This window comes from Roseicyclus mahoneyensis (assembly GCF_003148775.1).
GTDB lineage: Bacteria > Pseudomonadota > Alphaproteobacteria > Rhodobacterales > Rhodobacteraceae > Roseicyclus > Roseicyclus mahoneyensis.
This window is the reverse complement of the sequence record NZ_QGGW01000001.1, coordinates 150147-167381: the sequence shown is the minus strand read 5'-3', so window position 1 is coordinate 167381 and position 17235 is coordinate 150147. Positions and strand designations below refer to the sequence as shown.

The 17235-nt window shown below is 64.4% G+C and carries 17 protein-coding genes; 5 read left to right on the top strand and 12 right to left on the bottom strand.

All coding sequences use genetic code 11. From position 1 onward, the window contains the following. Window positions 1–155: 155 nt before the first annotated feature. From fabG to C7455_RS00835, 4 genes are all read right to left on the bottom strand, one after another. Window positions 156–893: a 3-oxoacyl-[acyl-carrier-protein] reductase gene (gene fabG / locus C7455_RS00850; RefSeq protein WP_109664225.1), complete on the bottom strand. Its 738-nt coding sequence runs from the start codon at window positions 891–893 to the stop codon at window positions 156–158. Window positions 894–907: 14 nt separating this feature from the next. Beyond that, the gene (locus C7455_RS00845) at window positions 908–1486 is read right to left on the bottom strand and encodes a hypothetical protein (protein WP_146199896.1); all 579 of its coding nucleotides are present in this window, start codon (window positions 1484–1486) and stop codon (window positions 908–910) included. Further along, window positions 1476–2420: an ACP S-malonyltransferase gene (gene fabD / locus C7455_RS00840; protein ID WP_109664221.1), complete on the bottom strand. Its 945-nt coding sequence runs from the start codon at window positions 2418–2420 to the stop codon at window positions 1476–1478. The genes C7455_RS00845 and fabD overlap by 11 nt, the downstream gene beginning before the upstream one ends. 115 nt (window positions 2421–2535) lie before the next feature. Beyond that, entirely contained in the window at window positions 2536–3489 is a 954-nt protein-coding gene (locus C7455_RS00835; RefSeq protein ID WP_109664218.1) for a hypothetical protein, read from the bottom strand. Window positions 3490–3769: 280 nt separating this feature from the next. On the opposite strand from C7455_RS00835, the gene rpsF reads away from it, so the two are divergent. The 4 genes from rpsF (at window position 3770) to C7455_RS00815 (ending at window position 6357) form a co-directional block, all read left to right on the top strand. After that, window positions 3770–4219, top strand: a complete 450-nt coding sequence (rpsF, locus tag C7455_RS00830; protein WP_109664215.1) for a 30S ribosomal protein S6 — start codon at window positions 3770–3772, stop codon at window positions 4217–4219. Window positions 4220–4236: 17 nt separating this feature from the next. Then, the gene (gene rpsR / locus C7455_RS00825) at window positions 4237–4464 is read left to right on the top strand and encodes a 30S ribosomal protein S18 (RefSeq protein WP_109664212.1); all 228 of its coding nucleotides are present in this window, start codon (window positions 4237–4239) and stop codon (window positions 4462–4464) included. Between the two features lie 12 nt (window positions 4465–4476). Then, a complete protein-coding gene (gene rplI / locus C7455_RS00820; RefSeq protein ID WP_109664209.1) occupies window positions 4477–5061 on the top strand; it encodes a 50S ribosomal protein L9 in 585 nt (194 codons plus the stop codon). Between the two features lie 90 nt (window positions 5062–5151). Next, on the top strand, window positions 5152–6357 hold the full coding sequence (locus tag C7455_RS00815; RefSeq protein WP_109666030.1) for a PQQ-dependent sugar dehydrogenase: 1206 nt from the start codon (window positions 5152–5154) through the stop codon (window positions 6355–6357). Window positions 6358–6425: 68 nt separating this feature from the next. Here the strand turns inward: C7455_RS00815 and C7455_RS00810 are convergent, their stop codons facing one another. The 5 genes from C7455_RS00810 to C7455_RS00790 form a co-directional block, all read right to left on the bottom strand. Continuing rightward, entirely contained in the window at window positions 6426–7973 is a 1548-nt protein-coding gene (locus C7455_RS00810) for a hypothetical protein (protein WP_109664207.1), read from the bottom strand. A gap of 244 nt (window positions 7974–8217) precedes the next feature. Then, the gene (gene tig, locus C7455_RS00805) at window positions 8218–9543 is read right to left on the bottom strand and encodes a trigger factor (RefSeq protein WP_109664204.1); all 1326 of its coding nucleotides are present in this window, start codon (window positions 9541–9543) and stop codon (window positions 8218–8220) included. Window positions 9544–9736: 193 nt separating this feature from the next. Next, window positions 9737–11221: a glucosylglycerol-phosphate synthase gene (ggpS, locus tag C7455_RS00800; RefSeq protein ID WP_109664202.1), complete on the bottom strand. Its 1485-nt coding sequence runs from the start codon at window positions 11219–11221 to the stop codon at window positions 9737–9739. A gap of 16 nt (window positions 11222–11237) precedes the next feature. Next, the gene (locus C7455_RS00795; RefSeq protein WP_109664199.1) at window positions 11238–12008 is read right to left on the bottom strand and encodes an HAD-IIB family hydrolase; all 771 of its coding nucleotides are present in this window, start codon (window positions 12006–12008) and stop codon (window positions 11238–11240) included. Beyond that, window positions 12005–13147: an NAD(P)H-dependent glycerol-3-phosphate dehydrogenase gene (locus C7455_RS00790; protein ID WP_109664197.1), complete on the bottom strand. Its 1143-nt coding sequence runs from the start codon at window positions 13145–13147 to the stop codon at window positions 12005–12007. Before C7455_RS00790 ends, C7455_RS00795 begins: the two co-directional genes overlap by 4 nt. 338 nt (window positions 13148–13485) lie before the next feature. Here C7455_RS00790 and C7455_RS00785 point away from each other — a divergent pair, with 338 nt between their 5' ends. Next, window positions 13486–14370, top strand: coding sequence for a UTP--glucose-1-phosphate uridylyltransferase (locus tag C7455_RS00785; RefSeq protein WP_109666028.1), 885 nt, complete (start codon window positions 13486–13488; stop codon window positions 14368–14370). Between the two features lie 28 nt (window positions 14371–14398). Here the strand turns inward: C7455_RS00785 and C7455_RS00780 are convergent, their stop codons facing one another. The 3 genes from C7455_RS00780 to C7455_RS00770 form a co-directional block, all read right to left on the bottom strand. Continuing rightward, entirely contained in the window at window positions 14399–15721 is a 1323-nt protein-coding gene (locus tag C7455_RS00780; RefSeq protein ID WP_109664194.1) for a UDP-glucose dehydrogenase family protein, read from the bottom strand. A gap of 128 nt (window positions 15722–15849) precedes the next feature. Beyond that, a complete protein-coding gene (locus C7455_RS00775) occupies window positions 15850–16080 on the bottom strand; it encodes a hypothetical protein (protein WP_109664192.1) in 231 nt (76 codons plus the stop codon). Window positions 16081–16427: 347 nt separating this feature from the next. Then, complete coding sequence (locus tag C7455_RS00770) at window positions 16428–17168, bottom strand: YebC/PmpR family DNA-binding transcriptional regulator (protein ID WP_109664189.1); 741 nt, start codon at window positions 17166–17168, stop codon at window positions 16428–16430. Between the last annotated feature and the right edge of the window lie 67 nt (window positions 17169–17235).

Below are 17235 nucleotides of genomic sequence, written 5' to 3'. Positions count from 1 at the left end.
TTCGTTTGCGTTCTGCCTCTCGGCCCGCTCATGGACCGCCCGGTGTTGCCCCCGGACAAGCCCGTGCCGAAAACCAAACGCCCCCGGCAAAATCTGCGTCGCTATAGCATAGAACAGCGCCAGCGCAACGGCCTTCGCACGACCGCCGCGCGGTCTCAGATCATCGCCATCCCACCATTCACATGCAGCGTGGCGCCCGTGACATAGCCCGCCTCGGCGCTGGCAAGATAGAGCGCCGCCGCAGCGATCTCGGCGGGCGTTCCCATGCGTCCCGCCGGGATCTGGCCGAGGATCTTGCCCTTCTGCTCGTCATTGAGCTTGTCGGTCATCGCCGTCTCGATGAAGCCCGGCGCGATGCAGTTCACCGTGATGCCCCGGCTCGCCACCTCATAGGCAAGGCTTTTCGACATGCCGACCATCCCCGCCTTGGACGCCGCATAATTGCCCTGCCCCGGATTGCCGGTGGCCCCCACGATCGATGAGATATTCACGATCCGGCCCCAGCGCGCCTTCATCATCCCGCGCACAACCCCCCGGCAGAGCCTCATGGTCGACGTCAGGTTGACCTCGATCACATCGGCCCATTCCGCATCCGACATCCGCATGAACAGGTTGTCGCGCGTGATGCCTGCGTTGTTCACCAAAATGTCGACCGCGCCCATCGCATCAACGGCCTGCTTTGGCAAAGCCTCGACCGCCTGCGCATCGCTCAGGTTGCAGGCCAGCACATGGGCGCGCGCGCCCATCTCGGCGGCCAGCGCCTCCAAAGGCTCCACCCGCGTGCCAGACAGCGCCACGGTCGCGCCCGCACCGTGCAGGGCCCGCGCGATTTCGGCCCCGATGCCGCCCGACGCGCCCGTCACCAGCGCCGATTTCCCCGTCAAGTCGAACATATCCGCCCCTTCCCTCAATTCGCAGTCGCAAGGCCGAAGCGCGCAAGATCGTCTCCGGTCAATTCATAGCTGTCCCGTGAGGCCCGCGTCTCGCCCATGAACGCGGCGAACCCCGCGTCGCCCAGCATCGCCTCGACAAAGCGGACGCGGTCCGCCTCGGCCGCCGAACTGACATCAGCAGCCACACCCGCCTGACGCTGCACCGCATCGCTGTGCAGCACCAGCGCGCCGCCTTGTGCCACCGACCGGCTTGCCCCCCCCAGAAACAGGAACAATCCGTCATTCACCACAATCCCTGTCGCCCGCGTCTCAAGGCCCGCCGCCCGGATCATCCGCCCCATGCCCGTGACCCAAGCCACGTCATCGGCGCCCGGAATATCGCCCAGCGCGACCGCTGCGATGCCGGGGTTCTCGTCAAGCAGCCGTTCCAGCCGATCAGATGCCGCGCCCGACACCGGCCCCGAGATGTGCAAGACATCGCCCTCAACCCGGAATTCCGTCGCGCCCGCATCCATCATCCGCACCAGTGCAAAACCACCGGCGCCGAAGGCCACCACGACCGCAAGAGCAATCCCCAGCTTCCTAAGCATCACGCAAACTCTCCGCCGCTGCGCGCACCTCGTCGGCGGTGGCGATGCTGCGCGTCTCGACCCCTCGCTCGATCCGCTTGACCATGCCCGACAGTGCCTTGCCCGCGCCGATCTCCCATGTCTCGGTCACGCCTTGGGCGGCCATCCAGACCACGCTCTCGCGCCAGCGCACGCGGCCTGTCACCTGATCGACCAGCCGCGCCCGGATCGCGTGGGGATCGCTTGACGCCTCGGCCGTCACATTGCCCACCAAAGGCACAAGCGGCGCTTGGAATTCGACCGTCGCCAGCGCCTCGGCCATCGCCTCGGCAGCGGGTTGCATCAGCGCGCAATGGAACGGGGCCGACACCGGCAGCAGCAGCGCCCGCTTTGCGCCCTGCAGCTTGGCGATTTCGACCGCCCGCAGCACCGCCTCGCGCGCGCCCGAAATCACCACTTGTGCCGGATCATTGTCATTGGCGGCCGTGCAGACCTCGTTCTGTGCGGCCTCCTCGGCAATCGCTATCACGGCGGCAAAATCAAGACCGAGGATCGCGGCCATCGCCCCCTCGCCCGCAGGCACCGCCGCCTGCATCGCCTCGCCCCTCAGCCTGAGCAGCCGAGCCGCATCGCCGACGCTCAACGCACCCGCCGCGCAGAGTGCAGTGTATTCCCCCAGCGAATGGCCCGCCACATAAGCCGCCGCCGTCACGCCCACCCCCTCGGCCTCCAGCGCGGCCATCGCCGCCATCGAGGTGGCCATCAGCGCCGGCTGGGCGTTGCGCGTCAGCGTCAGCGCGTCCTGATCGCCCTCCCAGATCAGCGCCGACAGCGCCTCCCCCAATGCCGCGTCCACCGCGTCGAACACGGCGCGCGCCTGCGGATAGGCCGCGGCCAGATCCCGCCCCATACCGACGGTCTGTGCCCCCTGTCCAGGAAATAAAAAGGCGCGTGTCATGGCAATCCCCGTCGTGTCTGCGGCATGGGCCTACCGCATGGTGCGCCTTGGTGCAACGACGGCTGACTCGTCTCTGCCGATGCCAGCGGATCGTGCAAACGCCGCTTGACGGTCGTCAGTTGGTGAACCTTCCCACGACGTTATCCACCAGCAGATCACCGCCAGCACCGGGAGGATTCACGATCTCGAAGCGGATGGCCTGTCCGTTCAACGCCGAATTGTACACGGTCGACGTCACTGTAACCGTTCGCAGAGCGTTGATGTCGCCGGTAGAGCCGCTCAGCGTGCCAATGACCGTCGATCCTGCGTATATATTCAGAACATACGCAACATCGCCACTGAACCCATAATTTCCGTCGCCAATATCTACCGAAAAACTGTACGTAGCCGTGGCGGTGTAGGTCTGAGAGAACGTCTGCGAAAGCGCAGCCCAACTGTTCCAACCCTCATGGTAGAGATAGGCCACCAAGGATCCGGTCACGGTCGACTGGTTGATCGCACCGGAGCCGGGATTGAAATCGCCAACATCGCCCGATCCGCTCTTTGTTATGGTCCAACCTGGAACGCCCGGCGACCAGTTGCCACTGCTATGATTGCTCTGCTCAAAGCTACTATTGCTTATGGCGATCGACGTGACGACAGGTGGTGGGGGTGGCGGCGGCGGCGGCGGATCGGTCGGGTCCGTCGGGTCCGACGGGCCCGTCGGATCGGACGGATAGCTCGTATCGTCATCGGGATCGGACGCCGGATCGGGATTAATGATATCGTCGAAAATCCCGGTCTGAATCAGCTCCTCGGGCGCCGGCACGATCGGCTCGAGATCTTCCCAGTATTCTCGCGGAGGGATCTCCAGCGTCGAAGTCCAGGAGGTGTCGAAATAGGGCGATTGCACCTCGTTGCGCACACCAGACGTGTAGCCGGTCACCGCCCCGCCCGCGATTTCCAGCGCAATCAGCGCCGCCCCGGTCGCACCCGCGGTCACGATCACCCAATCGACCGTCGCGGCCCCGGTTTCGTGGCTGGCAAACCTGCGGATCGGGGCGGCAATGGCAAACGGGACACGGATCATAAGGGTATTCCTGCCTGAGGGGCATGACGCACAATGGGTTGCATTCGACTAAAGGATGCCAATGGTCAAAATGTGGCATGATCTTGAAGGCATTGTGATCGCTGCCCCGGCCCCGATCAGCCAAGGGTTCCGGCAGGGCTTGCCATGGCATGGCGCCGCCGCTATAGCCCGCGGGTCTCCGCCGCATGTCATCTTGATCGGCGCTCTACCTCGTGGTCCGGGGGGCGGGGATGCGAATGCCCGGCCTTTGAAAGACGCCCGTACCAGAACTGGAGCTTCCATGCCTCTCTACGAGCATGTGATGATCGCGCGCCAGGACCTTTCCGGCACCCAAGCCGAAGGCCTGATCGAACATTTCGGCACCGTCCTTTCAGACAATGGTGGCGCCGTGGTGGAAAGCGAATACTGGGGCCTCAAGACGATGGCCTACAAGATCAACAAGAACCGCAAGGGCCATTACGCCTACATCCGCACCGACGCCCCTTCGGCGGCCGTGCAGGAGATGGAGCGTCTGATGCGCCTGCATGAGGACGTGATGCGCGTCATGACCGTCAAGGTCGACGCCCATGAGGAAGGCCCCTCGGTCCAGATGCAAAAACGCGACGACCGTGAGCGTGGTGACCGCGGCGATCGTGGTGACCGGGGCGACCGCGGAGATCGTGGCGACCGCGGGGATCGCGGCGACCGGGGTGATCGTGGCGACCGCGGCGAACGCCGCGAACGCCGCTGACAGGAAGGAATACGACCATGGCATCCAAACCGTTTTTCCGCCGCCGCAAGTCCGATCCGTTCGAGGGCGAAGGCGCCCCCAAGATCGACTACAAGGACGTCCGCCTCCTGCAGCGCTACATCTCTGAGCGTGGCAAGATCGTCCCCTCCCGCATCACCGCCGTCGGTGCGAAGAATCAGCGCAAACTGGCCCAGGCCATCAAGCGCGCCCGATTCCTCGCCCTGCTGCCCTATTCCGTGAAGTAAGGAGACGATCCGATGGAAGTCATCCTTCTGCAACGTGTCGCCAAGCTCGGCCAGATGGGCGAGGTTGTGAACGTCAAGGACGGTTACGCCCGCAACTATCTGCTGCCGCAGAAAAAGGCGCTGCGTGTCAATGCCGCCAACCTCAAGACCTTCGAGGCCCAAAAAGCCCAGCTCGAGGCGCGCAACCTCGAGACCAAGACCGAGGCCGAATCTCTTGCCGCCCGTCTGGACGGCCAGCGTTTCGTCATCATCCGCTCGGCCTCCGACGCGGGTGCTCTCTACGGCTCGGTCACGCCCCGTGACGCGGCAGATGCCGCCGAAGAGGCCGGCCTAAGCGTCGACCGCCGTCAGGTGGTGATGCAAAAGCCGATCAAGGAACTGGGTCTGCACGCGGTTCAAGTCGTCCTCCACCCCGAGGTCGAGGTCGAGATCGTGCTCAACGTCGCACGTTCCGTCGAAGAGGCCGAGCTTCAGGCATCGGGCAAGACGATCCAGGAGCTTGCCGCCGAGGAAGAGGCCGCCGCCGAATTCGAGATCGCCGAACTTTTCGACGACATCGGCAGCGCGCAGGGCGACGAGGACGGCGACGACCGCTAAGCTCGACGCTGAATCGCTCGCGAAAATGTCAGGCCGCACCCACCGGGTGCGGCCTATTTCGTTCCGGACAAGACGACAGGAGACATGACCATGCGCCACGCCCTCAGCCTTGCCGCCCTTCTCGCCTTGCCTGGCACGCAGGCGACAGCCCAGACACCGGGCGAACCCTGGCCCGACGGGGCCGCGAACCGCCCCGAGGTGACGCCCGCCTTCGCCGCCCAGACGCGGGCGCCCGCGCAGGTAACGAACCCGGCCCCTGCCCTTTCCATGGTTTCGGACGGTCTCGATAGCCCATGGGCCATCGAGGTGCTGCCCGATGACGCTGGCTATCTTGTCACCGAGCGCGGCGGCGATCTGCACCACATCTCCCGCGATGGCAGGGTCTCCGCCCCCTTCACCGGCGTGCCCGAGGTGGTGGCCGAACGGCAGGGCGGGCTGCTCGATCTGGCGCTGGCTCCCGATTTCTCCGACAGCCGCGTGATCTACCTGACCTTCGCAGCACCCACGGGCGGCGGCCAATCCGCCACCGCCGCCGTCAGCGCGACCCTGTCGCCCGACATGACCCGGCTCGACGACGTCACGGAAATCTTTCGCCAGACGCCCCCCGACGCGACCCCCGGGCATTTCGGCAGCCGGGTCGTGCCCCTGCCCGACGGAACGCTCGTGATCACCACAGGCGACCGGATGCGCCACGCCGCACGCGCGCAAGACCGCGCCACCAGCTATGGCGCCGTGATCCGTGTTGGGCCCGATGGCAGCCCCCCGCCCGACAATCCCTTTCTCGAGGTCGCAGGCGCCCTGCCCGAGCTCTACAGCCATGGCCATCGCAACCTTCAGGGCGCTGCCGTCGATCCCGCCACCGGACGGCTCTGGACGCTGGAACACGGGCCCGCGGGCGGGGACGAGTTGAACCTGATCGTACCGGGCGGCAACTATGGCTGGCCCGTCGCCAGCTACGGCGTGAACTACAACGGATCGGAGATCGGCGATGGCCGCGCCGACCATGCGCCCGACTTCACCGCGCCGCGCTACTATTGGGACCCGGTGATCGCCCCGGGCGGCATGGTCTTCTACGACGGCGCGATGTTCCCCGACTGGCAGGGCGACATTCTGGCCGCCGGACTGATCGCGCAGGCGGTCGTGCGCCTCGATCTCGACGGGGACGTGGTGGCGGGCGAGGAACGTCTGGCCGAGGGTGTTGGCCGCGTGCGCGACATAGCCATCGATGATGACGGATCGATCCTCTTTGTGACCGACGAAGGCGGTGCCTCCCGCCTCATGCGCCTGTCGCGCTAGAGCGCAAAAGAAAACCCCCGGGCGCGCTCGGCTCCCGGGGGTGATGCGACGCAGGATGGCGCGTCGGGTCAGTTGTACCAAGTCTCCATCTCGATGGTCGCAGGACAGCTCACGCCGGTGTAGCTTCCGACCCAGACATCGACCCGGCCGTTCAGCATGAAGGTGTTGAACAGGTCCAGCCGCGGGTTGAAGTTGCCGTTCGAATCATCGTCAAGATACCACTGACCATCAGGTGTGCGGACAAGCAGCACGGTATCGCAAGATGCCTCGCCCTCGATTTCCAGCCGTCCGTAGTCCTGCATGCCCGACAGGAAGAAGCTGAAATTCGGCTGCGCGTTGAAATAGCCGCTGCTGAAAACCGGCAGGCCGCAGTTGTTCAACTGCTGGCTACCGCCAGCAGTGGTGAAGTAATCTGTCGGGCTGTACAGCGCCTGACCCGTAGTCGAAACAGGCACGCCTTGCAGGTTCGGGTTCGGGCAGCCCCCCACGACCGGCGGGGTCATCGACGCGGTGCGGAAAGTGATCGAGCCTTGGCAGGCCGAACTTCCGAACCCGCCGACCCAGAAATCGACCCGGCCATTCAGGGACGTCCCGTTCACCTGAAGCTGCGGCTGCAAGCCATTGGTATCATCATTGAAATGCCACTGCCCAAAGGCGTCGCGCATCAACAGGACAGGATCGCAATCCGAGGCGACGTCGGTGGTCAGCAGATAACCATCCATCTGCGACATGTAGAGCGTGAAGCTCGGCGCCTCGTTCACGTTGCCCCAAGCATCGGGAATGCCGGGGCAATCGGCCAGCGCGTACTGCCCGCCGATCTGCGCCACATAGGCTTGCGGCTGCAGCAACTGCCCCCCGGTCAGCGTCAGGGACGGGCCAACCATGTTGGGATTGGGGCAGATCGCGGCGGGCATCGGGATGGGCGCCGGAACCGGGATGGGCTGGGGCACCTGAACGGGCACTGGCGCCTGCGGCTGCGGCACGATCGGGGCGGGCGCTTGCGGAATAGGCACCACCGTCGTCCCACCCAGCGAGGCGCCGGGCGCAGGCGCCACGGGCAGCGGCGCAGGCATTGCCGCGGGCGGCGGCGCAAGGGCGAAACCGGCCGCGCCGGAAGGTGCGCTGATCGTCGGCGGCGCGACGGGGATCGCCGCACCGGCCTGCGCGATGTTCAGCGTCGCGGCGCATTCGCCGCCGGCAAAGGTTCCGACCCAGACATCGACCTGTCCATCAAGCGACGCGCCGGCGGGGATCGTCAGGCGCGGGTCGAGGTTGCCGTTCGCATCATCATTGAAATGCCACTGACCGTCTGCGGTATTGACCAGCATCGTCGCATCGCAATCGGATGTCACGGCCAGCACCACATTACGGCTGATGTCGCCGGTGACCACAAAGGAATAATCCGGCACCGAGCGGAACTGCCCGAAGCCGAGCATGCCGAGCCCGCATTGCTCCAGCCGATTCTCGCCACCGGCCGTCAGCGAAATGCTTTGCGAGCTGGACAGCTGGTCCATACCAAGGCTGGTCGCGCCTTGCGACATGTTCAGCGCCGGGCAAGCCACGGCGGCGGTGCTGCAGGCCAGCACACCAAAAAGACTTAGTGCGAAAAGACGCATGGGATTTCCTTCCACATGATGGTTCGGCCCGCTCGGCGTTCCGGGCCCGTTATACGACATGCCAGCGTTTTGCCCGTTTAAAGAGCGAACCGATATTGCGGAAACCCTGACCCTGCCGTCACCGTCTGAGTTTACGCAGGGTCAGACCGCCGCGCTAGAAAAACAACGCGGGCGCATGAAAAAGGGCGACGCTTTCGGCGCCGCCCCCATCCGATCCTCTACCGACGCCCGACCGGGCGCAGGATCATTCGTCTTCCAGCGCGTCGACCGCGGCCTTAAGCTCGTCCTTGGTGATCTGCTTCTCGGTGACCTCGGCCAGTTCGACGATGAAATCGATGACCTTGTCCTCGAACAGCGGCGCGCGGATCTGCTGCTGCGCGGCTTGGTTGCTCTGGATAAACTCGAAAAAGGCGCGTTCCTGCCCCGGATACTGGCGGGCCTGCATCATGATCGCCTGCGTCATCTCTGCGTCCGAGACCTTGACCTCGTTCTTCTGGCCCAACTCGGCCAGAAGCAAGCCCAGCTTCACACGGCGCACGGCCAGCTTGCTGTGCTCATCGGTCGGCGTGATCTCGGGGTGGTCATGGCCCTGATGCTCAGGGTTTTCCTCGTGCCACAGCTGGTGGGCGATCTGGCCTGCCTCGGCCTCGACCAGGCTTGAGGGCAGGTCGAACTCGACCAGCGTATCCAATTGGTCCAGCAGCTTGCGCTTGAGCACCTGACGTGCAGCGCCTGTGTATTCGGCCGCCATCCGCTCGGAAATCTGGCCTTTCAGCGCGTCAAGGCTTTCGGCACCGTATTTCTTGGCCAGCTCGTCATCGACTTCGGCCGGAACGGGTTTTTTCACTTCCTTGACCGTGATGTCGAAGACCACGTCCTTGCCCGCCAGATGCGAAGCGCCGTATTCCGCGGGGAATGTGACGTCGATGGACTTTTCGTCGCCCGCCTTCAGGCCGACCAGCTTCTCCTCGAAGCCCGGGATGAACGACCCCGAGCCCAGCACCAGCGGGTAATCCTCGGCCGCGCCGCCGTCAAAGGGCTCACCATCGAGCTTGCCAAGGAAATCGATCACGATCTGATCGCCATCGGCGGCCTTGCCCTTCTTGGTCTCGAAATTCTGCGCGCTCGCAGCAAGGTTCCCCAGCGCCTCGTCGATATCGGCATCGGCGGGCTTGGCGACCAGCTTCTCAAGCTTCACCGCCTTGAAATCCACTGCTGGGATCTCGGGCAGCTTCTCGTAGGACATGGCGACAACGATATCGTCGCCCTCTTTCCAGTTCTCGTTCACCATCTTGACGTCAGGCTGCATGGCGGGGCGGTCGCCGCTGCCCTGCAGGTGGTCTTGCATCGCGCCATCGACCGCTTCTTGCATCGCCTCGCCCAAAAGGCGGGGGCCGAACTGCTTGCGCAACAGCGCCATCGGAACCTTGCCCTTGCGAAAGCCCTTCATGGCAACCTCGGGCTGCGCCTCCACCAGCTTTTCGGTCACCCGGGCGTCCAGGTCCGCGCCGGTGATGATGATCTGGTATTCGCGCTTCAGGCCCTCGGCCAGGGTCTCGGTGATCTGCATCGCATCCTCACGAAAGTCGGGGCCGGACCGGGCAGCAGATTGCGACCCGGGACAACCCGATGGCGTCACGAAATTTGCGCCGTTCTAGGGTTGTGGGCGAGGCACTGCAAGCCCAATCCGGGTGCGCAGGCACGCCGGGGCGACCTGGGGGCAAAACTGCGGTTTTGCGGCGGGGAAAACAGCCGTTCTGCGGTCACGCCGCGCGCTTGGGCCCCGGGGCCACGACCAGCCGCCCCGGCCCCCACTGGCCCAGATCGTTTTCGGCCACCGCCGCGCGCAGCCGCTCCATCCTGTGGCTTCGCTCGGAGCCTTCCATCGCCAGCGCCTGCAAGATCGTGCGATCCATCGCCCGGTAGGAAAACGGGTTGACGATCAGCGCATCCCCCAGTTCGACCGCCGCACCCGCGAATTCCGACAAGACCAGCACCCCTTCGCCATCCACGCGCGAGGCCACGAATTCCTTGCACACCAGGTTCATGCCGTCCGCCAAGGGCGTGATCCACGCCACATCCGCCGCCCGGTAGTAGGACACCAGTTCATCGAAGGGAATCGCGCGGGAAATCAGCGCCACGGGCTGCCATTCGAGCGTGCCAAAGCGCCCGTTGATGCGCCCCGCGATCTGTTCGATCTCGGTCTGGATATCCTCGTAGGACGACATGTTGCGGTTGGCAGACACCGAGACATGCATCAGCCGCACCTGGCCGCGCAAATCCGGGTTGGTCTCCAGCACGCGCTCGAAACTCTGCAACTGCTGCGCGCCGCCCTTGGTGTAATCGGTGCGCCCCACCGAAAGGATCAGCTTGGATTGGCCAAGATCTTGCCAGATCTCCTTGACCCGCGCCTCGGTTTCCGGGCGGCGGGCACGGTCCTCGATGAACGCCACAGCCACGCCCAGCGGACAGACGCTGACGCTCGTCTCGTGGCCCTCATGGGTGATCCGCTCATGCATCACCCGTTCGGTCAGCGCGGTGCCTTCGGTGAACCACTTGCCCGGCACGCGGACAGGGGGCGAGACCTCGACATCGAACAGGCTGCGCACCACCGAAACGAAATTCTCGGCATAGCGCGGGATGTGGAAGCCAACGTCGTCACAGGCCAGCAGGCTTTCCACGATCTGCTTGCGCCATGGCAGCACGTTGAACATGTCGGCCGACGGAAAGGGCGTGTGGTGGGTAAAGGCGATGCGCAGATCGGGCCGGATCGCGCGCAGAAAGCCCGGCACCAGCCACAGATTGTAATCATGCACCCAGACCAGCGCGCCTTGCGCCGCTTCCTCGGCGGCGGCCTCGGCAAACAGCCGGTTGACCTCCTGGAAATTGTCCCAGTCGACGGGGTCGTAATTGTAGCGTTCCTTGAAGGAATGCAGGATCGGCCAGAACGCCTCTTTTGAGGAGACATGGTAGAACTCGCGCACCTGATGCTCGGTCAGCGCAAGCCGCGACACCGTATAGCGCCCTTGCGCATCCTCGATCTCGACCCGCTGTTCGAACCCGGGGTTTTCCGGGTCCTCGGCCAGCTTCCACGCCACCCATGCGCCGTGATTCACATGGCCGAAGAACCCTTTCAGCGTCGGCACGATGCCATTGGGGCTCTTGTTTTCGCGGAACACGGTCTTGCCGTTTTCCTCAACTTCTTCATAAGGTTGGCGATGGTAGACGATCACGAGTTCGGATGCCATTTCCCCTGCCCTCCCCTTACGAATACAGCTTGTGGTGCAAGATCGCCTCGGCGATGCCCGCGACACCGTGCTGGCGCGCGGCATGCACATGGTCCAACCCCGCCACCTGCTCCAGCAGCGCCGGCTCGGAATTGCCCACCGCCACGGCGGGCAGACCCATGGCCAGCATGGACAGATCGTTCAGCGTATCGCCCGCGACCAGAACCTTGCGGTTGTCCACACCCAGATGCGTCAGCAGCCTGAGCAAAGACGGCCCCTTGCTCACATCCTTGGGCAGCACGTCGAAATAGCGGTTGTCCGAGATCAACGCATCCAGCCCCAGCCCCGCGATCACATCCAGCGCACCGGCATCGAAAGCCGCAGGGTCCATGTCGTAGCTGACGCGGTAGCGAAACCCCGAGGATTGCAGCTTGAGCCCCCGCACCGATTGCAGCGCCGCCTGCACCCGCATGCCCGCATTGTTCCAAGCCGCCTCGATCTCGGCCTCAAGCTCGCCGATGGGCGACAGGAAATGGTCCTCATCCACCTCTGCGATGGTGGTGCCCACATCGCCCACCACGAAATCGGGCCTTGGCACGCCGCGCTTGCGGGTCAGGTCGCGGATATGGCCCGGATCGCGCCCGGTCACGAAGATCAGCCCGACGCGGGCGCGGCTGGCCTCGATCCAGTCGTAGAACTGGCGGCGCTCTGAGTCAGTGCCTCCGAGGAAAGTACCGTCCAGGTCGGTTGCAAGGACGAAATCCTTGTCGGCGATGGTCTTGGTCGGGAAGGTTTCGTGACGGGTCATGAGATCCTTTCTGCAAGTGTTGCAATGTCTTGGTCGGTTGCGGGATGGGAAAACGACAGGTCCATCGCGCGCGGTTCCGCCTCGATGGGGCGCGCCCAAAGCGCGGCAAAGGCTTCGCCCAAGGGCCGCCCCTCGTGCAGGATGGCGCGCACAGTCTCGCATATCGGCAGACGCACCCCCAGCTTGCGCGCAAGGTCAGTGACCGAGGTGGCGTTCATCTCGCCTTCGACCACCACCGTCTCGCCGTCGAAACAGGCTGCACGCGCCACGCCCCGGCCCAGTTGCAGGCCCAGCGCCATGTTGCGTGAGGTAGGGCTTGAACAGGTCAGCGTCAGATCGCCCACGCCCGACAGGCCGGTGACCGTTTCACGCCGCCCGCCCAGCGCCTCGGCCAGTGTCTTCATCTCGTCGAGGCCGCGCGTGATCAGCGCCGCGCGGGTGTTCTCGGCAAAGCCCGCGCCGGTCATCATGCCGCAGGCAATGGCGATGACATTCTTGAGCGCGCCGCCGATCTCGACACCCACCAGATCATCCGAGACGTAGGCCCGGAAGCTCTCCGTCGAGAGCGCCAGCGCCAACCGCACGGCAGGGCTTTCGGCGGGCTTGAGCCGGTCGGCGTAGCTGAAGGGAAAGGCGACCGTCGCCGCCGTCGGATGACCGAGCGCGGTTTCCACCGCAAAGGTCGGCCCCGAGACGCAGCCGACCGGGCGACGGCCCAGCTCCTCCTCGGCGACCTGGGTCATCAACAGGCCGGTTTCCGCCTCGATCCCCTTGGCGCAGACCGCCACGGGCACCCCCGCCGCCAGATGTTCGGCCACCTGCCGCGCAACCGACCGGATGGAGCGCGAGGGGACGACGATCAGCACGACCTCGGCGCCCTGCAGCGCCGCCTTCATCTGGTGCACGCCCAGCAGCGCTTCGGGCAGCGTGACACCCGGCAAGAACCGCTCATTGCGGCGCGTTGCGTTGATCGCGTCGACCACCGCCCGGTCACGGCCCCAAAGTCGTGTCGACACGCCTCCTTTCGCCAAGGTGGCGGCAAGCGCCGTTCCCCAGGCGCCCGCACCGATGACGGCGGCGGAGCGATAGGGATGGGCGTGGGACGGCAAAGGGTCGCCGGAAAGCGGCTGATGTCTCATGTGTCCTCGCAGGGTCTGCCACAGGGTCGGGCGGAATGGGCGGATGCCCCGGGGGGCACACAGCATATGGTCGCTTACAGACTATCCATGTCGCAAATGTTGCATCTCTTTTGCGAAAAATCAATGCCGCGGCCGCAAAACAACGGGTCTTGACGCTCGGATCGCCTCACGGGCGGATGTTGAACTGCACGAATTGTTCTCAATTTTGGCGCTCCGCTTGAATTTCAGGCGAGAAAAATGAGATAAAACGACAATATTGTGTCGTTTTTTGACTCTCCGCGGCGATTTGCTATTGTGCTGCAATGCAGCGCAACCCAACCAACAAGGAGATAGACGCCATGACATCCCCCGTCCGCACCGCCATCTTTCCCGTCGCAGGCCTTGGCACCCGCTTCTTGCCGGCGACCAAGGCGACCCCCAAGGAACTGCTGCCGGTGCTCGACACGCCCCTGATCCAGTACGCGATCGACGAGGCGCAGGCGGCAGGCGTCGAGCGGTTGATCTTCGTCAGCCACCCCTCCAAATCGGCTATCGAACGCCATGTGATGGACGACGTGCGCCTTCGCGCCGACCTGCGCGCCCGCGGCAAAGACGATCTGGCCCAAGCCCTGCAGGACGCGGCCCTCTGCCCCGAGGCCGATGACGTGGTCTTTACCATGCAAGACCAACCTCTTGGCCTCGGCCATGCCGTACTGTGCGCGCGCGACCATGTCCTGCCGGGGCCTGTCGCCGTGATCTTGCCCGATGACCTGATCCTTGGCGCGCCCTGCCTGTCCGAAATGGTCGCGGGCTATACGGGCGGTCACATGGTGGCCACCATGACGGTCGCCGCCGAAGAGGTGTCGAAATACGGCATCCTCTCGGTCACGGGCCGCGACGGCGCCCTGCTCCGCGCCGATGGCATGGTGGAAAAGCCTGACCCGAAAGCCGCACCATCGTGCGAGGCGGTGGTCGGACGCTACGTCCTTGATGCCTCGATCTTCGACGATCTGGCCACCCAAGCCCCCGGCGCGGGCGGCGAGATACAGTTGACCGACGCCATCGCGCGCGGCGCGGCCGCCGTGGGGCTGTCGGGCATGCGGTTCTCGGGATTGCGCTTCGACTGCGGGTCAAAGGGCGGCATGCTTCGCGCGACGCTGCATCTGGCCGAAAGCGACCCCGAATGCGCCGCCGTGCTGGCCGATCTGCGCGGCTCCAGCACCGCCCCGCCGCGGGCAGCCTAGGCGGGCGTCATGCCCGGCCGCGCGCGTCTCAGGCGGGCGCCATGCCGGGGCGCCCGATACACTCATAGGCCTCGAACCCGGCGCGCTTGGCGTCCTGCACCGAATAGATGTTGCGCAGGTCTGCCATGCGCGGGCTCGCCATCTTCTTGGCCAGCTTCTTGAGATCCAGCGCCCGGAACTCGTTCCATTCGGTCAAGATCACCACAAGATCGGCGTTCTGCGCCGCCTTGTAGGGGTCCTCGGCCCAGACCACACCGGGCAAGAGCCCCTCGCCCTCGCGCTTGCCCTGCGGATCGACCACCCGCACCTTTGCCCCGCCGCCCACCAGCGCGGGCACGATGGTCAGGCTCGGCGCATCGCGCATATCGTCGGTGTTGGGCTTGAAGGTCACGCCCAGCACGGCGATCGTCTTGCCGTTGAACGTGCCCCCACACAGGTCGCGCAGCTTTTCGATCATCCGGTGCTTGACCGTGTCATTTACCCGGATGACCGTTTCCACGATGCTTTGCGGCACAGCATTGTCCTGGCCGATCCGCGCCAACGCCTGCGTGTCCTTGGGAAAGCACGACCCGCCATAGCCGGGGCCGGCATGCAGGAACTTGTTGCCGATCCGGCCATCGAGGCCGATGCCCTTGGACACTTCCTTGACGTCCGCGCCCACCCGTTCGCACAGGGCCGCGATCTCGTTGATGAAGGTGATCTTGGTCGCGAGAAACGCATTTGCCGCATATTTGATCATCTCGGCCGATTCGAGATCGGTCGTGACAATCGGAAACTCTCGCAAGAACAGCGGGCGGTAGATGTCCGCCATCACCTCGGCCGCGCGCTCGGTCTGCACGCCCACAACCACGCGGTCGGGTTTCATGAAGTCGTCGATGGCCGCGCCCTCGCGCAGAAACTCGGGGTTCGACGCCACATCGAACTCGGCCTGCGGGTTGGCCTTGGCCACCACCTGCTTGACGCGGCGGTTGGTACCCACCGGCACCGTCGATTTCGTCACGATCACCGCATATCCGGTCAGAGCGTTGGCCACTTCCTCGGCGGCAGCCATCACATAGGTCAGGTCGGCATGCCCGTCGCCCCGCCGCGTCGGCGTCCCAACAGCGATGAAGACCGCTTCCGCCCCATCCACCGCAGGCGCGAGCTCCGTGGTGAAGGACAGCCGCCCCGCCTCCACGTTGCGCGCCATCAACGCCTCGAGACCCGGCTCATAGATCGGAACCTTGCCCGCCTTGAGCATCTCGATCTTCTTCGGATCCTTGTCGACGCAGATCACGTCATGCCCGAAATCCGAGAAACACACCCCCGACACAAGGCCGACATAGCCCGTCCCGATCATCGTGATACGCATGGAAAAGCCCTGACTCTATTGTCCTTCGCCCGGGCGGTGTCGCTGAAATCCCCCCAAAGATCAAGGGTCGGGGGCTTGAGGCCGGCGAACGCGTCCTTGAGGTCACAAGGCCATCGCGGGTGTCGCGTTTACCTGGTGCCCAAGTATATCAGAAGCAGGCTACCGACGCCAAAATTACCGACGATATAGGACCCGACGAGGCCCCAGATTCCGAACCCGGACAAGGCCGCCAGTGCCACTGCCCCAAGCCCCCCAAAAAGCGCTGCCATTACAATCGCAAGTATCTTGGGCGATACCGCGACATCGTCAAATGCTGCAACGCTTTGATCGGGAGTGAAGGCTTGGGTCTGGGTGTTCATCAAATCGCTACCTTGTGCAGATGCTGATTTGGCGTAGTCCTGCAGACCCTCTCGCCGCAACAGATCTTCGGAAGCAAGGAAGCATCTTTCGATACAACTCGATACTCTTCCGATAAATTCCTGCAATTGCAGGGTAAATTTATCAAGCCGACGTGACTTTACGCTTTATAGATAAAGCACCGGACGACACTGGTTAAGGAAAGGTAAAGATCACGCTGCCATCCGAAGAAGGGCAACGTGACGCTGTTCGCCCCAAGGCGGACGACTACATGCGCGCGCCATCGCGCGGGCGCTTGGTCGGCTCGGGCGGGGGGGCTGCTGACAACTGCCACGCAACCGCCCCCTGATTACAGCTGCGCCATCACCTCGTCGGAGATCTCGAAATTCGCGGTGACGGTCTGCACGTCATCGTCGTCTTCAAGCGCGTCGATCAGCTTCATAAGCTTTTGCGCATCCTCAAGACCCAGATCGGTCGTGGTGGACGGCCGCCAGACCAGCTTGGTAGACAGGCTTTCGCCCAAAGCCGCCTCAAGGGCTGCCGAGACATCGTTCAGGTCGGTATCGGCACAGTAGACGACATGTTCCTCCTCGCCCGACTCCACATCCTCGGCGCCCGCCTCGATCGCGGCCATCATCACCGTATCGGCATCGCCCACACTGGCGGGGTAGCTCACCTGCCCCTTGCGCTCGAACATGAAGGCCACCGATCCGGTCTCGCCCAGATTCCCGCCATGCTTGGCAAAGAGCAAGCGGACGTTCGACGCGGTGCGGTTGCGGTTGTCCGTCATCGCCTCCACGATCACCGCGACGCCGTTAGGACCATAGCCCTCGTAGCGGATTTCCTCGTAATTCTCGGCCTCACCGCCGACAGCCTTCTTGATCGCGCGCTCGATCACGTCCTTGGGGACGGAGCTTGATTTCGCTTCCTTGACCGCCAGCCGCAGGCGCGGGTTCTTGTCGGGATCGGGATCGCCCATCTTGGCGGCGACGGTGATTTCCTTGGACATCTTGGAAAAGACCTTGGCGCGCAGCTTGTCCTGACGCCCCTTGCGGTGCTGGATATTCGCCCATTTGGAATGGCCTGCCATGGGTTCCTCGACATGCTGTGTGGTCCTGATCGCGCGCTCCTTAGCGCATCGCGCGCGCCATGGGCAA

Bases quoted from the DNA above. Each gene is read 5' to 3' on its own strand.
- C7455_RS00810 (WP_109664207.1), bottom strand. From the start codon at position 7,973: ATGCGTCTTTTCGCACTAAGTCTTTTTGGTGTGCTGGCCTGCAGCACC.
- C7455_RS00770 (WP_109664189.1), bottom strand. From the start codon at position 17,168: ATGGCAGGCCATTCCAAATGGGCGAATATCCAGCACCGCAAGGGGCGT.
- rplI (WP_109664209.1), top strand. From the start codon at position 4,477: ATGGAAGTCATCCTTCTGCAACGTGTCGCCAAGCTCGGCCAGATGGGC.
- C7455_RS00795 (WP_109664199.1), bottom strand. From the start codon at position 12,008: ATGACCCGTCACGAAACCTTCCCGACCAAGACCATCGCCGACAAGGAT.
- rpsF (WP_109664215.1), top strand. From the start codon at position 3,770: ATGCCTCTCTACGAGCATGTGATGATCGCGCGCCAGGACCTTTCCGGC.
- C7455_RS00835 (WP_109664218.1), bottom strand. From the start codon at position 3,489: ATGATCCGTGTCCCGTTTGCCATTGCCGCCCCGATCCGCAGGTTTGCC.
- tig (WP_109664204.1), bottom strand. From the start codon at position 9,543: ATGCAGATCACCGAGACCCTGGCCGAGGGCCTGAAGCGCGAATACCAG.
- C7455_RS00790 (WP_109664197.1), bottom strand. From the start codon at position 13,147: ATGAGACATCAGCCGCTTTCCGGCGACCCTTTGCCGTCCCACGCCCAT.
- fabD (WP_109664221.1), bottom strand. From the start codon at position 2,420: ATGACACGCGCCTTTTTATTTCCTGGACAGGGGGCACAGACCGTCGGT.
- C7455_RS00780 (WP_109664194.1), bottom strand. From the start codon at position 15,721: ATGCGTATCACGATGATCGGGACGGGCTATGTCGGCCTTGTGTCGGGG.
- rpsR (WP_109664212.1), top strand. From the start codon at position 4,237: ATGGCATCCAAACCGTTTTTCCGCCGCCGCAAGTCCGATCCGTTCGAG.
- ggpS (WP_109664202.1), bottom strand. From the start codon at position 11,221: ATGGCATCCGAACTCGTGATCGTCTACCATCGCCAACCTTATGAAGAA.
- C7455_RS00775 (WP_109664192.1), bottom strand. From the start codon at position 16,080: ATGAACACCCAGACCCAAGCCTTCACTCCCGATCAAAGCGTTGCAGCA.
- C7455_RS00785 (WP_109666028.1), top strand. From the start codon at position 13,486: ATGACATCCCCCGTCCGCACCGCCATCTTTCCCGTCGCAGGCCTTGGC.
- fabG (WP_109664225.1), bottom strand. From the start codon at position 893: ATGTTCGACTTGACGGGGAAATCGGCGCTGGTGACGGGCGCGTCGGGC.
- C7455_RS00815 (WP_109666030.1), top strand. From the start codon at position 5,152: ATGCGCCACGCCCTCAGCCTTGCCGCCCTTCTCGCCTTGCCTGGCACG.